At 69.7% G+C, this 14,327-nt stretch carries 15 protein-coding genes; 6 read left to right on the forward strand and 9 right to left on the reverse strand.

The window, feature by feature from the left end; translation table 11 throughout:
• Nucleotides 1-315: 315 nt before the first annotated feature.
• The gene (locus AB0H84_RS51480) at nt 316-732 is read right to left on the reverse strand and encodes a nuclear transport factor 2 family protein (RefSeq protein WP_357621544.1); all 417 of its coding nucleotides are present in this window, start codon (nt 730-732) and stop codon (nt 316-318) included.
• 50 nt (nt 733-782) lie between these two features.
• On the opposite strand from AB0H84_RS51480, the gene AB0H84_RS51485 reads away from it, so the two are divergent.
• Nucleotides 783-1,265, forward strand: a complete 483-nt coding sequence (locus AB0H84_RS51485) for a MarR family transcriptional regulator (RefSeq protein ID WP_357621547.1) — start codon at nt 783-785, stop codon at nt 1,263-1,265.
• A 122-nt stretch (nt 1,266-1,387) separates the two neighbouring features.
• Here the strand turns inward: AB0H84_RS51485 and AB0H84_RS51490 are convergent, their stop codons facing one another.
• On the reverse strand, nt 1,388-2,104 hold the full coding sequence (locus tag AB0H84_RS51490; protein ID WP_357621549.1) for a phytanoyl-CoA dioxygenase family protein: 717 nt from the start codon (nt 2,102-2,104) through the stop codon (nt 1,388-1,390).
• 11 nt (nt 2,105-2,115) lie between these two features.
• Nucleotides 2,116-2,724, reverse strand: coding sequence for a TetR/AcrR family transcriptional regulator (locus AB0H84_RS51495; RefSeq protein WP_357621552.1), 609 nt, complete (start codon nt 2,722-2,724; stop codon nt 2,116-2,118).
• 191 nt (nt 2,725-2,915) lie between these two features.
• Here AB0H84_RS51495 and AB0H84_RS51500 point away from each other — a divergent pair, with 191 nt between their 5' ends.
• The 3 genes from AB0H84_RS51500 to AB0H84_RS51510 all read left to right on the forward strand — a co-directional run bounded on the left by AB0H84_RS51500 (nt 2,916) and on the right by AB0H84_RS51510 (nt 5,234).
• Complete coding sequence (locus AB0H84_RS51500) at nt 2,916-3,098, forward strand: hypothetical protein (protein WP_357621555.1); 183 nt, start codon at nt 2,916-2,918, stop codon at nt 3,096-3,098.
• A complete protein-coding gene (locus tag AB0H84_RS51505) occupies nt 3,095-4,684 on the forward strand; it encodes an NAD(P)/FAD-dependent oxidoreductase (protein ID WP_357621557.1) in 1,590 nt (529 codons plus the stop codon). Before AB0H84_RS51500 ends, AB0H84_RS51505 begins: the two co-directional genes overlap by 4 nt.
• A 214-nt stretch (nt 4,685-4,898) precedes the next feature.
• On the forward strand, nt 4,899-5,234 hold the full coding sequence (locus AB0H84_RS51510) for a hypothetical protein (protein ID WP_357621559.1): 336 nt from the start codon (nt 4,899-4,901) through the stop codon (nt 5,232-5,234).
• 62 nt (nt 5,235-5,296) lie between these two features.
• On the opposite strand, the gene AB0H84_RS51515 is transcribed toward AB0H84_RS51510, so the two are convergent.
• Nucleotides 5,297-6,343, reverse strand: coding sequence for a ketoacyl-ACP synthase III family protein (locus AB0H84_RS51515; RefSeq protein WP_357621562.1), 1,047 nt, complete (start codon nt 6,341-6,343; stop codon nt 5,297-5,299).
• A 256-nt stretch (nt 6,344-6,599) separates the two neighbouring features.
• Between AB0H84_RS51515 and AB0H84_RS51520 the strand changes: the two genes are divergently transcribed.
• Nucleotides 6,600-7,862 carry a multidrug effflux MFS transporter gene (locus tag AB0H84_RS51520; RefSeq protein WP_357621565.1) on the forward strand — a complete coding sequence of 421 codons (1,263 nt, stop codon included), beginning with the start codon at nt 6,600-6,602 and terminating at the stop codon, nt 7,860-7,862.
• A gap of 65 nt (nt 7,863-7,927) precedes the next feature.
• Here AB0H84_RS51520 and AB0H84_RS51525 read toward each other — a convergent pair whose 3' ends face one another.
• The 5 genes from AB0H84_RS51525 to AB0H84_RS51545 all read right to left on the reverse strand — a co-directional run bounded on the left by AB0H84_RS51525 (nt 7,928) and on the right by AB0H84_RS51545 (nt 12,912).
• Nucleotides 7,928-8,437, reverse strand: coding sequence for a flavin reductase family protein (locus AB0H84_RS51525; RefSeq protein WP_357621568.1), 510 nt, complete (start codon nt 8,435-8,437; stop codon nt 7,928-7,930).
• The gene (locus AB0H84_RS51530) at nt 8,434-10,029 is read right to left on the reverse strand and encodes a tryptophan halogenase family protein (RefSeq protein ID WP_357621571.1); all 1,596 of its coding nucleotides are present in this window, start codon (nt 10,027-10,029) and stop codon (nt 8,434-8,436) included. The genes AB0H84_RS51525 and AB0H84_RS51530 overlap by 4 nt, the downstream gene beginning before the upstream one ends.
• Nucleotides 10,030-10,124: 95 nt before the next feature.
• Nucleotides 10,125-11,522: a HAMP domain-containing sensor histidine kinase gene (locus tag AB0H84_RS51535; RefSeq protein WP_357621574.1), complete on the reverse strand. Its 1,398-nt coding sequence runs from the start codon at nt 11,520-11,522 to the stop codon at nt 10,125-10,127.
• Nucleotides 11,523-11,539: 17 nt separating this feature from the next.
• Nucleotides 11,540-12,205: a response regulator transcription factor gene (locus AB0H84_RS51540; protein WP_357621577.1), complete on the reverse strand. Its 666-nt coding sequence runs from the start codon at nt 12,203-12,205 to the stop codon at nt 11,540-11,542.
• A 20-nt stretch (nt 12,206-12,225) separates the two neighbouring features.
• Nucleotides 12,226-12,912, reverse strand: a complete 687-nt coding sequence (locus tag AB0H84_RS51545) for a response regulator transcription factor (RefSeq protein WP_357621580.1) — start codon at nt 12,910-12,912, stop codon at nt 12,226-12,228.
• Nucleotides 12,913-13,179: 267 nt separating this feature from the next.
• On the opposite strand from AB0H84_RS51545, the gene AB0H84_RS51550 reads away from it, so the two are divergent.
• Entirely contained in the window at nt 13,180-14,241 is a 1,062-nt protein-coding gene (locus AB0H84_RS51550; protein WP_357621582.1) for a serine hydrolase domain-containing protein, read from the forward strand.
• Nucleotides 14,242-14,327 lie beyond the last annotated feature (86 nt).

Raw genomic sequence — 14,327 nt, forward strand, 5'->3', positions numbered from 1 at the left:
TCACCACGCGCCATGCCCATGGCTTATCAAGGCCAGACCACACCGCGCAGACGAATCCACAACCCTCTCGTGATCGGAACCCCGAACAGGCTCTAGGCCACCGCGCAAGGCGTCCTCGCCCGCGCGGCCACCGCTGCCCTCCTGCCCGGGAGCTGACCATGGACCCGTGCGTTCGCGAGCGACTACGGCGGTCACGTCATGGGAGCCTGGCCGTGTTCGGCCAGGAACTGGGCGGTCCTTGCCAACGGGGGCCACTCAGCTTCCGAGCGAGCGTCCGACACCAACCTCCAGGAGCCCTCCATACCCACGGGAGCGTCAGGGACGAGTCGGACGTTCGTAGCAGTCGTAGTTGCGCTGGGCGACGATCTTGCCGTCGCGGAACTCGAGGAACGTCCCGATGTGCGCACGCAGGGTGTGACCCGCCGGCAGGTCACCCAGCGGGACGGCCAGGGTCCCGGTCCAGAGGACTTCGAGGGCGACCTGGTCGCCGGACGCGACCGCGTTGAGCACCTCGAAGCGCTGCTCGCTGATCGTCTTACGGCCGCGTTCCGCCGCCGCGCGCAGGCCGTCGAGGTCGCGTACGGCGCCGTCGGGGAAGAGCGCGTTAGGGAGCTCGCGGTGCACGGCGTCCTCATGGAAGTACGGGTCGGGGCCTTCGCCCCTGGAGACCGCCTCGTGGTAGCGGACGGCGAGGTCCACGTTGGGGTGCTGCTGGAGTCCTGTCCGGGTCATATAAACAACCATAGTTGTACAACTTGGGTTGTCAATTGCAGAATGGTCCCATGCAGCCTGTTCTGCCCGGCGATCTGGACACCGGGACACTTGCCCTCTTCGTCGGCTTCACGGCCGCCGCGGCCGTGCAGGAGAGCCTGGAGGGTCAGGGCTTCTCCGGGCTGCGGTTCTCACACGGGTACGTCTTCCAGCACCTCGTCGGCGACACCGGGCCGACCGTCGGCGACCTGGCCCCCAAGCTGGGCGTGACGCAGCAGGCGGCGTCGAAGACCGTGGCAGAGCTGGAGCGGCTCGGCTACGTGGAGCGCATCGCCGACCCGCGGGACGCCCGGATCCGCCACGTACACCTGACCCGGCGCGGCCACGAGGCGGTGGCGGCGGCGCGGCGGGCACGGGAGGCGCTGGAGTCACGGCTGGCAGCGCGCGGCGGGGAGAAGCGGCTGGAGGAGTGCCGGGAGCTGCTCACCGAGTTGCTCGACGAGCTGGGCGGCACGCCGGCCGTGCGCCTGCGCCAGGTCAGGCCGCCCCGCTGAGCACTGGCCGGGGGTTGGCTGCCGCGTGACTCTCGGAGGACGCCGATCCGCGGAGAACGCCTGGAAGGCCGCAGCGGGTCAGGCGAGCAGGCGGTGCTGGTCAGGCGAGCAGGCGCTGCGGGTCAGGCGAGCAGGCGCTGCGGGTGCATGCCGTCCACCAGCCCCGTGTCCGGCGGATGGACGCTGTAACCGAGCATGCGGCGGACCCGGCGGCTCAGCTGCCTGGCCACCTCCCGGCCGGGTGACAGGGTGAAGGCCTCCCTGGTGCGCAGCCACGGCTCGCAGTATTGCGCGGTGATCGTCAGCTCTGGGGCGGCGGCCGGGGGGAGCGCGGCGATGCCGTGCCAGAGGGTACCGAGGATGATCACGCATGAGCCCGGCGGGAGTGTGAGGGGGACGCCGGGCTCGTCGGGACGGCGGGCCGAGGGCCAGCGGTGGCTGCCCGGCCACAGGAGGAGGCTGGTCCCGGCGTCGAGGGCCCAGGTGACGGCGACCGACAGGGCGGGCCGGGGGCGGGGAATGGGATAGTGGTCGTCGTCCGCATGGGGCGGGCGGGCGGCGGCGCCGGGGCACCGTTCGATCACGTCCAGTTTCGAGAGCAGGAAGTTCGGCAGCAGGAGCCGATCGAGCAGTGCCACCACGTACTGGTGGTCGAGGAGGGCGTCCACGGCGCGGGTGTTGTGCAGGACGCCGAAGACCTGCCGCGTGTGACGCGAACTGAACGGATCGCGACCGGCGGGCATCAGGAGAGGGGCGAGCTCCGCCCGGATGCGCCGGCGGCCGCCGGCCGCGAGGAGGCCGGGGAGCACGAGGTAGCCGTCGCGGTGCAGGCGCGACATGGCGCCCGGGATCATGATGCACCGCCGTCGAGATCGCCGGTGAGGCCCAGGGCGGAGACGGTGAACAGCCAGACCTCGCGCATCACGGCCGGCCGATCGGGGCGCGGATCCTGGTCCAGGACGGTGGCGAGAATGGCGCGCATGCCGCCTACCACCGCGGCGGCCAGGAGCTCCGGGTCCCGATCGGCGGCCACGTGTCCTTCGGCCTGGCCCGCTGCAAAGTGCTTGGCGCCCAGGTCGATGACCCGTTTGAAGCACTGCGCTTCCAGGGCGGCCACCCTGGCGTCGCCGACCATGCGGCCGAGCACGACGGGCGCGAGCGGGTCCGCGTACATGTGCTCGATCCAGGTGGCGACCTGCGCCCGCCACCGCTCGAGCCAGCTCGCCCCCTCGTAGTGCCCGAGCACGGTGACAGCGATGAGGCGCTCGTAGAAGTCCTCAAGCAGTGCGCTCATGAGGCCGCTGCGGGTGCCGAAGTAGCGGTACGGGAGCCCGGTGCTCATCCCGGCGCGCCTGGCCACGGCGGCCACCTCGACGTCGCCGGTGGCGATCAGTTCGTCGGCGGCGGCTTGCAGGAGGCGCCGCCGACTGGCGGCGGCACGGTCGGAGACGGATTCCATGTCTCAATGTTGGTTGAGCTCAACTCAATTGGCAAGCGCTAGAAGCCCGGCATTCCGGTCCTGCGCCGCACCGTCTGCGGCGGCACCTGGCCGCCGAGCGAATGCGTTGACGGAACGCGTTCTGCTTTTTACCTTCAGGACACGTTCCGAGTGATGCAGATCACTCCACGGCCCCGGTGAGGTGACCTTCCATGTCCCTTGACGACGCGACGGCCCAGCTCCTCCAGCAGATGGGCGAAGCGGGCGGCAAGCCGCCGCACGAGATGACGCCCGAGGGACAGATGCATGCCTTCTTCACGATGGTGAACGTGCTGCCGGGCAGCGCGGCGGCGATCGACATGGTCGTCAAGGCGATCGACGGGAGCCTGCGATGAGGTACGACGCCGTCGTCGTCGGCGCGGGCTTCGCCGGCATGTACATGCTGCACAGGCTGCGTGGCCTGGGCCTGACCGTCAGGGTCTTCGAGGCCGGCGACGGCGTGGGCGGCACCTGGTACTGGAACCGCTACCCGGGCGCCCGCTGCGACGTCGAGAGCATGCAGTACTCCTACTCCTTCGACGAGGAGCTCCAGCAGGAGTGGGAGTGGAAGGAGCGCTACCCCTCCCAGCCGGAGATCCTGCGCTACGCCAATCACGTCGCCGACCGATTCGAGCTGCGCAAGGACATCCAGTTCGAGACCAGGGTGACCCGCGCCGACTACGACGAGACCGCGAACCTGTGGCATGTGGAGACCGACCGTGGCGAGCGGGTGTCGGCCACGTACCTCATCGCCGCGGTGGGCTGCCTGTCGGCGGCCCGGATACCCGACTTCCCCGGCGCCGGCTCCTTCCTGGGCCCCTGCCACCACACCGGGCGGTGGCCGCACGAGGGTGTGGACTTCACCGGTCAGCGCGTCGCCGTCATCGGCACCGGCTCCTCCGGCATCCAGGCCATCCCGGTGATCGCCGCGCAGGCGGAGCACGTGACGGTGTTCCAGCGCACCGCCAATTACAGCCTGCCCGCGAAGAACAGGCCCATGGAGCCGGAGTACGCGCAGTGGGTGAAGGCCAATTACGCCGAGATCCGCGCCGACATGCGTACCTCGGCCGCCGGCGTCATGGGCAGCTCCAACACCGCGTCGGTGCTGGAGGCGACGGAGGAGGAGCGGCTGCGGGAGTTCGAGACCCGCTGGGCCAGGGGCGGCGTGGCCTTCCTCGGCGCCTTCGGCGACACCGCGATCGATCCGGAGGCCAACGAGATCAGTGCCGAGTTCGTCCGCAAGAAGATCCGCGAGATCGTCACGGATCCGCGGGTGGCCGAGCTGCTGGCGCCCAAGGACCATCCCATCGGCACCAAGCGGATCTGCATCGACACCGATTACTACGCCACCTACAACCGTCCCAACGTGACCCTGGTCGACGTGCGTGCCGCGCCGATCGAGGAGATCACACCGACCGGCGTGCGCACCGCCGACGCCGAGTACGCCGCCGACATGATCGTGTACGCCACCGGCTACGACGCCATGACGGGCCCGCTGCTCGGCATCGACATCACCGGCAAGGGCGGCCTGTCGCTGCGGCGTAAGTGGGAGGCCGGGCCGCGTACGTACCTGGGGCTGATGACGGCGGGCTTCCCCAACCTGTTCACCATCACGGGCCCCGGCAGCCCGTCCGTGCTCAGCAACATGATGGTCTCCATCGAGCAGCACGTGGAGTGGATCGCCGACTGCCTGCGACGGCTGCGGGCCGACGGCATCGCCACCATCGACGCCGACCCGCTCGCCGAGGACGCCTGGACGGACCACGTCAACGAGGTCGCCGGTCGCACGCTCTATCCGCGGGCGAACTCCTGGTACCTGGGCGCCAACATCCCGGGCAAGCCCCGGGTGTTCATGCCGTACGTGGGCGGTGTCGGCGCCTACCGGCAGAAATGCGACCAGGTCACGGCGGACGGCTACGCGGGCTTCGTGCTCTCCGCCTGACCGCCGAGGATCACCCCGTCGGCCGCCGGGGTCCACAGCGCCGCTGACTCGCCGTTGCCGGTGGTGTGTACCACGATCACCTATTGCATAGGAAGCTTTCCTATTTAATACTGCGATCAATGCAGCTTGTCGCGGGTGCGCGATGCTCCTTCGCACTTCTGCTGCACTGACGCACGGCCCCACCAGCTCAGCGGCTCACTGCCCGGAGGTCCTCGTGACTCGTCGTCTTCCTGCCCTCCTCACCGCCATGCTCGCCTGCCTCGGCGCGCTCCTCATCTCCGCCGCGCCGGCGCAGGCGGCTGTCGTGGAGGTGACCTACAGTCCGATCTCACTCGGCGACTACTGCTCGGCCAAGGTCAACTCCTCCTCCACCATCGGCTTCTACAACGGCGGCCTGAGCTGCTACCGCTGGAGCACCGGCGGCTCCGGCATGACCTACACCGGTAGCGGAAGCGCCTCCGCCGCGTGTGCGTACTTCAACCCCACCTACACCTTCCTCGGCTACAGCCAGGGCGCCAGCCAGGCGCTGATCTGCAGGTACGCGGTCTGACTCGCACCGGTGCCACCCCTTCGGGAGGCACCGGACGCAACCGGGTCGCGCGCTCGCCCCGCTCAGCCGGACCCGTCAGAGGCGTACTCCTGGGGAATGTCGAGGATCCGCAGGACGGCGCAGGCCAAGGTCTTGCCGGCGCCCACCCCGATGAGCAGCACGTAGTCGCCGGCAGCCAGCGCCCCACTGGCCAGCAGGTGATCCAGGGCGACGAACTGGTCGCTGACCCCGAAGTGTCCGACGCCGGCGCCGTACTCCCAGGTGGTGTCGGCCAGGGTCAGCCCGAACCAGCTCGCCCGCTCCTCCACGTTGTCCCAGCGCCCGTGCGGGAACGCCACGCGCGCCACCTCGTCGAGGGTGATCCCCGCCTCCTTGAGCGTGCGGTCGACCAGCACCATCAACGTCGACTGGATCGCCAGCATGACGCCGGAACCGTCGCGGGCCAGCAGCCGCTTGCGGAACGCACGGTGGCGGGCGGCGAAGTCGAGCGGCCGGCCCACGGTCGCGTCCGGCGGCCACATCGGCACGCCGCCGTCGTTGACCGACTCGGCCTCCGGCAGCACGGTCACGTTGACCGAGCACAGCTCCGCGAAGCCCGTGTCCGTGGTGATCAGCAGCGCGCATCCGGCGTCGCCCACCACGTAGCCCTCGATCATGCGCCACCGGTCGACCAGCGGGCTGCCGTGGTTGTCGGCGCCGACCAGCAGCGCGGTGCCGCCCGGCCGCAGGTAGCCGGCGGTCAGCTGCAGCGCGCTGAACAGGCCGCAGCAGCCGTGCCGCAGCTCGACCGCCAGGACGTCGCCGCCGACCAGGTGCTGCTGCAGGTAGAACTGCGGTTGCCAGCCCTCCGGCCCCTGGTGCCAGACGTCGGCGTAGAGCATGAGGTCCAGGTCGCGCGGTGACATCCCGCCGGAGCGCTCGAACGCATGCCGGGCCGCGCGGAGCGCGAGCTCCGGAGCCGGCACGTCGCCGGCCACCGCCGCGCCGCGCAGACGGAAGTACTCCATCTCATCGGCCGGATAGCTGCCCTCGGCGACGGCCGTCTCGATGCTGACCACCGGCGGCAGATGGACGCCGATGCTGCGCAGGTACACGTCGGGTGTACGCATCCGTCCTCCTTCAGCGCGGCATGATGCGGCGCGGGGCGGGGTGGAACGAATAACCCTGTTCTGGGGAAAACCAGCCTGCTGGAAGAGCTGTCCGATTGCCGATCACAGGCCGGATGTGCGTACGGCGGGCGATCGCAACAGCGCCGATGCTAATCGAATGGATCATTCGTGACTAGTGGTGTCATTCTTCGGACGGACCATGCATAATCTTCACCGCCGGAGCGGAGGCGCAGGCGGTCGAGAAAGCAGCTCACCCATGTCCCAGAAGCAGGCTCCGGCCACCGGTCAGCAGCGCACCGGCCGGCTCATCCTCGTGCTCGCGGCCCTCACCGCGGTCGCTCCGCTGGCCATCGACATGTACGTGCCCGGCTTCCCCGGCCTGGCCAGATCCTTCGGCGTCCCGGCCCCCTCGATCCAGCTGTCGTTGACGGCCTTTCTCGTCGGGCTCGCCGCGGGGCAGCTCCTCCTCGGCCCGGTCAGCGACGCGGTGGGCCGCCGCCGCGTCCTGCTGACCGGCGCCGCGCTGTTCACGGTGCTCTCCCTGGTCTGCGCCGTCTCCCCCAGCATCGAGATCTTCGACGCGGCGCGGCTGTTACAGGGGGTCGCCGGGGCGGCGGGCATGGTGGTCGCCCGGGCCGTGCTCACCGACCGCTTCCACGGGACCCCGGAGGCGGGCCGCCACTTCGCGACCCTGTCCGCGATCGTGTTCATGGCTCCGGTGGCCGCGCCGGTGCTGGGCGGGGCCATCCTCGGCGTCGGCTCCTGGCGCCTCGTCTTCACCGCGCTGGCGGGCTACGGCGTCCTGCTGATCGCAGGGCTCCTCGCCTGGGTGCCGGAGAGCCTGCCGGCCGCCCGCAGGCAGTCGGGCGGGGTGACCGGCGTGGTCAAGGCCATCGCGATGCTCGCCGGGCGGCGCGCCCTCGTGGGATACGTGCTCGCCGCGTCCTTCACCGGGGCCGCGCTCTTCACCTACATCGCCGGCTCGACGTTCGTCTTCCAGGACGTCTACGGCCTCTCGGCCACGCGGTACAGCCTCGTCTTCGCCACCAACGCCCTCGGCATGCTGACCTCCAGCGTCCTCTTCGGCCGCCTGTCCGCCCGCGTCCGGGTGGACACCCTGCTCGCCGCGGGGCTGGCCGTGGCCGGCGCCGGTACGGCGGCCCTGGTCGCGTCGCTGGTCACCACCGGCGGTTCCGTCGCCGTCACCTGGGCCTGCCTGTTCGTCACCGTCGCGGGCCTCGGCACGGCGCTGCCCGCCACCACGACCCTCGTCCAGTCACTCGGGCACGACGCTCCCGGGGCGGCCTCCGGCCTGCTCGGCGGCAGCCAGTTCGTCCTCGGCGCGGCCGCCTCGCCCCTGCCGGGTCTCCTCGGCGGCGGCACGCTCTCCATGGCCGTCATCATGCTGGCCGCCTTCGGCCTCGCCGCGCTGTCCCTCATCCCGGCGCGCAGAGCGCGGGGACGCGCGGCGGGGGCCAGGCAGGCTCCCGGACCGCGAGCGGGCACCTCCAGCGGATGATGCCGGACGCGTGGTTCCCCGCACCGGCGGCCGGCGGAGATGGCCGGGCCGATCCGATACCCCCGTCAGGAGGCGGTCAGCAGGGCGGGCTCGCCGAGGACGAGGCGTCCCCCGAGGAAGAGCAGCGGGGGGCGGTGCTCGTCGTGCGTCAGGCAGTGGGCCACCTCACCCACGACCAGTTCGTGATCCCCCACGGGCAGGATGGACCACAGCCGGCAGGCGAACACCGCCAGGCAGCCGGGCACGACCGGGACGCGCGGCGGCTGCCCCGTCAGCGTCAGCTCCACGAGCGGGGCTTCCCCGCTGCGGGTGTGCTCGGCATAGTGCCTGGCATAGTGCTCTTGGTCGGCGCCCAGGACGCTGACGCCGAAGGCGCCCGCCTGCTCCACCAGCGCCCGCATCCGGCCGCCCCTGGTGAGGGCGACGCCGATCAGGGCAGGGCGGAGGGAGAGGGTGACGAAGGAGTTGGCGGTCATCGCGTGCCTGCCGAAGGCGCCTTCGGCCGCCATCACCGTCACGCCGGTGGCGAAGCGTCTGGCCGCGCCGCGCAGCGCCGCGGCGATCTCCGGATTCATCGTGCCCCGTGCAGTCGGCGTAGGAAGTCGCGGTGAGTGGGCAGCGTGCTCATGAGCTGGTCCTGGGTCTCCTTCACCCTGTCGAAGAGCGGGGCCGCCGCGGTGACCGAGTCCTGCTTGTACGCCAGGGCGGGCATCGGGTGGTCCGGAAGGAAGCCGAGTCCGGCGAAGATGGAGTAGTAGCTGCCGTTCGTCCAGAAGTTACGGAACTCCGCCTCGAAGTTGCCGTAGTACGTGGATTCGTCGGAGATCGGGGGGTTCACCGCGAGCCCCGCCTTGTACATCGCTATCTTCTCGGTGATGTTGTCGGGCAGTGTGAGGCTCTTGTTCTCTTTCCAGAACGGCGTGTCCGTACGTGGCGAGCAGTAGAAGTGTGCCTGGATGAAGTCGCGCGTGTCGTCGAACATCTCCTCGATCTCCAGGTTGAACCGATCGATGAGGACCTGATCGAACCGCTTGTCCGGGAAGTGCTTGGCAAGCTGGTAGATGGCCGCGGTGATGAAGTAGATGCCGGTCGACTCCAGCGGCTCCAGGAAGCAGGAGGCCAGGCCGATGCTCACGCAGTTCTTGACCCAGGCGCGACGGTTGCGTCCGACGCGGAAGCGGATGTTGTTGAACTGGGCGGAGTCCGGGTCGAGCCCCCAGAGCCGGCAGAGCTCCAGCGTCGCCTCGTCGCGGGAGGTGTGGGAGCTGGAGAAGACGTAGCCGGTGCCGAAGCGGTCCAACATGGGGATCTTCCAGCTCCAGCCGGAGCTCATGGCGATGGCGGAGGTGTAGGGCTCCACGCCGTGCGCGTCGTCGTCGTGCGGGATCGCGGTGGCGATCGCGCTGTCGCACAGCAGGTGGTCGCTCATGTCGATGAACGGCTCGGCCATCGCCTGGTTGATGAGCAGCCCGCGGAAGCCGGAGCAGTCGATGAACAGGTCCCCGTTGAGCGTGCGGCCCTCCTTCGTGACCAGCGCGGTGATGAAGCCGCGCTCGTCGCGCAGCACGTCCACCATCTCGTCACGAATGTGGACGACGCCCTGTCGCTGCGTGGCGAACCGGCACAGGAAGTCGGCCACGAGCTGGGCGTCGAAGTGCCAGGCGTAGCGGGTGGCCGGGCTGCCGTCGGCGTGCCGCGGCGCCAGCTTGGCGTCCATCAGAGGCGGCTCCCTGAAGCAGGCGTAGTCGAAGGGCCGGTCGTCCTGCCCGGCCTGCCTGCGCTGGAGCCAGTAGTGCGACAGCGGGATCTGGTCGTGGTCGGGCAGCAGCCCGAAGGGGTGGTAGAAGTGGTCGCTGGTCCCGTCGGGGAGCGTGCGGGGGGCGCTCTCGCCCGCACCGGGCGTACGCCAGTTGACGAACTTCACCGCCATCTTGAAGGCGGCGTTGCACTCGCGCATCCACTCGTCCTCGGCGATGCCGAGGTAGTGGAAGAAGGTCTTGTGGAGGTTGGGGACGGTAGCCTCGCCCACGCCGATCCTGGGCACCGCCGGCGCCTCCAGCACCGTGATGCGAACGCTTCCCTGAAGGAACTTCCCAAGGTACGCCGCCGTCATCCAACCGGCGGTTCCTCCACCGAGGATCACAACGTCCTTGATGCGGGGATCCATTGTGCACGTCCTCCTCATCTCGCTGCCACGCGAGAGCTGACACCGGCAGGCTCATCCTGCGAAGCGGAGGAGAATCCGGTAATCCCGATCCGGCGTCACCGAAGGGCATGACCATCTGGCGTGCCCATCCCGGCCGGCGCGGCCGAGACCCGCAGGCGTACCTCCAGGCCGTGGGGGCGGCTCGCCGCCATGATCACTTGGCCGCCGCTCGCCTTGGCCAGCCGTCTGATGATCGCCAGCCCGAGTCCAGTGCCGGGCAGGTTCTGGTGGCGGGTGCTGCGCCAGAACCGCGTGCCCACGAACTCCAGCTCCTCGGCCGGCAGCCCCGGCCCCTGGTCGCGCACGACCACGTCGATCATGTCACCCCGGCGCTGGACCACCACCCGAACGGGGCACTGCTCGCCGAACTTGAGCGCGTTGTCCAGCAGCGCGTCAAGGCCGTGCTCGATCAGCTCGGGCAGGCACAGCGCCCGCACGCCGTCCGGGATGTTGGTGATGAGCGGCACGCTGTTGCGGTCGTAGGCGGAGCGCCAGGCGTCCACCCGCTGGACGACAGTGGCCGACACGTCCACGACGACGGGCAGCTCCTCGTTGTTCTCCGACTTGGCGAGCAGGAGGAGCGAGTCGACGATGGCGCACAGCCGGTCCACCTCGTTCAGGGCCAGCTTGAGGTCCTCGCTCTCGTAGGGGGCGCTGCCGAGCTCGAAGGCGTTCTCCACGCGCAGCCTCAGCGCGGTGATGGGGTTGCGGAGCTGATGGGAGGCTTGGGCGACGAAGTCCCGCTGGCGGGTGGCCAGGGCCAGCACGCGGTCGGCCATGTCGTTGAAACCGCAGGCCAGACGGCGGACCTCGGGCGGGCCCGCCGTCTCGGGCACGCGGACGTACCCGCTGCCGACCTGCTCGGTGGCATCGCCGAGCAGCCGGACCGGGGTCATCACCCACCGCGCCAGCGGGCCGATGACCAGCGTGGCCGCGGCGAGCACGGTCAGGCCCACGACGGCGGCGAGCAGCAGCAGCCGCACGGCGACCGCCGATCTGGCGTCGTCGGTGGGCCACATCGTCACCGCGGCGCCCAGCGGCCGCCCGTCATGCCGGATGACCGCCCCCAGCACGAACGGCCGCCGGTCCCACAGCCAGATGACGTGCGGCGGCACGGGGGCACGCCCGGCCATCGCGTCGGATGCCGGCGTCACGGCCTGGTCGCCGCCCGCCCCAGGAACGAGGTCCAGGCCGGCGGCGACGACGAGCATCCCGCGGTGGTCAAGGATGAACACGGCACACCCGCACGCCCGCGCGCGACCGTCGAGCCACCGCCGCAGGGTCGTCAGGTCTCGCGCGGCCAGCGCGGACTCGGCCAGCGCGGCGATCTCCCCGGTGTTCCTGGTGGCCAGGACGAACAGCTCACGGGATTCCTGGACGGCCGTCTCCATGCCGACCGGGACGGCGAACCCGCAGGCGAGGAAGGCCACCATGAACACCAGTCGTCGATACACACAGATCGCTCCCAGTCTTACTGCATGACCAACCTGTATCCGACGCCCCGAACGGTCTCGATGAGTTCGGGTGAATTGAGCTTCCTGCGGAGTGTGGCGATGTGTACGTCGAGCGTCCTGAAGTTGCCGTCGCGCCGCCGCCACACGCTCGACATGAGCTGGTCGCGGGTGACCACGCTGCCCGAAGCCGCGGCCAGCACTGCGACGATCTCGTATTCCTTGCGGCTGAGCGGCACTCGCTCCCCGTTGCTGGTGACCGTCTTGCGATCCAGGTCGATCGACAGGTCACCGATGGTGATCACGGTCCCGGGGGCCGTGGCGCGGAACGCGTTCCTGCTGCGGCGCATGACCGCTTCCATGCGTGCCTTCAGCTCGGCCAGGCCGCAGGGTTTGACCACGTAGTCGTCGGCGCCCATCCGCAGGCCGCGCACCCTGGCCTCCGCCTCCCCACGGGCGGTGACCGCGATGATCGGCACGTCGCTCCTGGCCCTGAACCGCCGGCAGACCTCGAACCCGTCCATGTCGGGCAGGCACATGTCGAGCAGAACCAGGTCGGCGTCGTCGTCTGAATCGAGGGCTTCGCTGCCGGACACCGCGCACTGTACGTCATATCCATGACGAACCAGTGCAGAACGCAACGCCCCCGCCACCCGTAAGTCGTCCTCAACCAAGAGGATCTTCATAGCTTGTCCCCGTTTGTTGTTTATGGTGCCACAAGACCGTCCCGTAGAGCCACGGCGACCGCCAGTGTGCGGTTGGGACAGTTGAGCTTGGCCAGCACGTTCGCGACCAGTCGCTTGACGCCGTGCTGGGAGATGTCGAGCCTGCGTGCGATCTGCTTGTTGCTGAGGCCCTCCACGAGCAGCGCGAGCGCCTGCTGCTCGCGCGGAGTGAGATAGGGGTTGCGCTCGCGACCGGCCACCGTGTGGCGGCGCACGCTGGCGAGCAGATGGGCGGCGAGCCCGCCCGACATGGGCACCTCGCCGTTGCGGATACCGTCCAGCGCTTTCTCCAACGATTCCGCGGTGAGGTCCTGGAGAGTCAGGAAGCCATTGCTGGGGATCGACGCCGCAATTTCCAGAGATTCTTGCTGATTCCCGTCGAAGAGCAGCAGTACATTCGTGCCGAGCGACTGCGCACGGGACGCTAAACTCGCCGCGAGTTCGCGCGAGATATCGCTGCACGAAAGAATGAGTGTATCGAAAACATCGTGTCCGTCCGTGGCGAGAAGCATGGGGGGTGCCATGGTCCTGCATTTGGCCACCGACGGGATCTTCGTGAGCATCACGCGCAGGCCGTGCCGGTGTACCTCGTTGGCCGCCACGACGACGACGGAATAGCGGACGGATGGACTCTCGACAATACTCGGGACAGTTTCCGGTGCGTACATTCTTCCTCCGGCTGGCTTTGTTCGAGGAAACGCGCATCCGGTGGTGACAGTACCGAGGCGCCCGTGGGGCGGCAAGAGAACTTGATGTACATTTAACCTCCACGACTTGCGGAGAGTTGTCACGGCTGAGTTGCGCAGCGTGGCGAAGGTTTCCGGCTGATTGTCTGTTTCTCTGGTATGCCAGGGGTCCGCATCCTCCGTGGCCTGCCCGAATGGGCCCTTCGATCGGGCTCCCCGCGCTGCCGCGAGTCATAGTTCGCTGGGGTCATGACTACTCCGGTGAGCCCGCTCAGCACGCGCCGCGCCGCCCTGGCGCTCGACGAGATCACCACCCGCTTCGGAGCGCCCGGCGCGATCGGCGAGGTACGCGTGGGCGAGGAGCGCTGGCACGGTGCCACCGGGTACGCCGACGTGGCGGCGAGGCTGCCTCGCCATGCCGACGAGAGGTTCCGGGCGGGCAGCGTCACGAAGATGGTCGTGGCCGCCACGGCGCTCCTGATCGCCGCCGAGGGCGGGCTGAGCCTGGACGACCCGGTCGCGCGATGGCTGCCGGAGCTGGCCCCACGCAACGGCAACGACCTGGGCCGCGTCACCGTCAGACACCTGCTGGGCCACACCGGCGGTCTGTTCGACTACACCCGCGATCCAGCCATGCACCGGCGGCTGACCAGCGACTTCCCCGGTCACCGGACGGCCTCGTATCAGCCGCTGGAGCTGGTCGGGATCGCGCTCGACCACCCGCGGCTGTTCCCGCCGGGCACGGACTGGGCCTACTCCAACACCGGATACGTCCTGGCCGGGCTGGTCATCGAGCGGGCGACCGGCCGGGACTTCCGGCACGAGGTCCGCGCGCGCGTCATCGAGCCCCTGTCCCTGACCGGCACGTCCCTGCCCGGCGACGCCACGCACCTGCCGAAGCCGCACGCCCGCCACTACTCGCGGCTGTCGCTGCCCATCCCCTTCCGCGGCACCCTGGACGTGACAGAGCTCAACCCGTCGGCCGGCGGCGCGTCCGGCGAGCTGATCTCGACCGTGAGAGATCTGACCGTGTTCCTTGGCGCGCTGCTGGGGGGACGGCTGCTGCCCGCACCCGAGCTGGCAGAGATGCTCGCCCCGGTCGAGGGCTCCGGCGGAGCCCACGGGCTCGGCGTCAAGTTCCGGCGGGTGGGCGGCGAGCTCGTCGCCGGTTATGACGGCGCCATCCACGGCTCCATCACCTCGGTGTTCGGCACCCTCGACGGCTCCCGCACCGCCGCGCTGAACGTCAACTCCGACTGGCAGGACGGAGCCGCCATGACCGCGGCCCTCATGGCCGCGGCCCTTGAGTGATGGACCACCCATGACGGTCCACCCCTGACCTCGGAACCCATGACGGTCCACCACCCGACCTGGGAGTAGCCATGACGGTCCACCAC

It is taken from the genome of Nonomuraea sp. NPDC050786, assembly GCF_040654115.1.
Taxonomy (GTDB): domain Bacteria; phylum Actinomycetota; class Actinomycetes; order Streptosporangiales; family Streptosporangiaceae; genus Nonomuraea.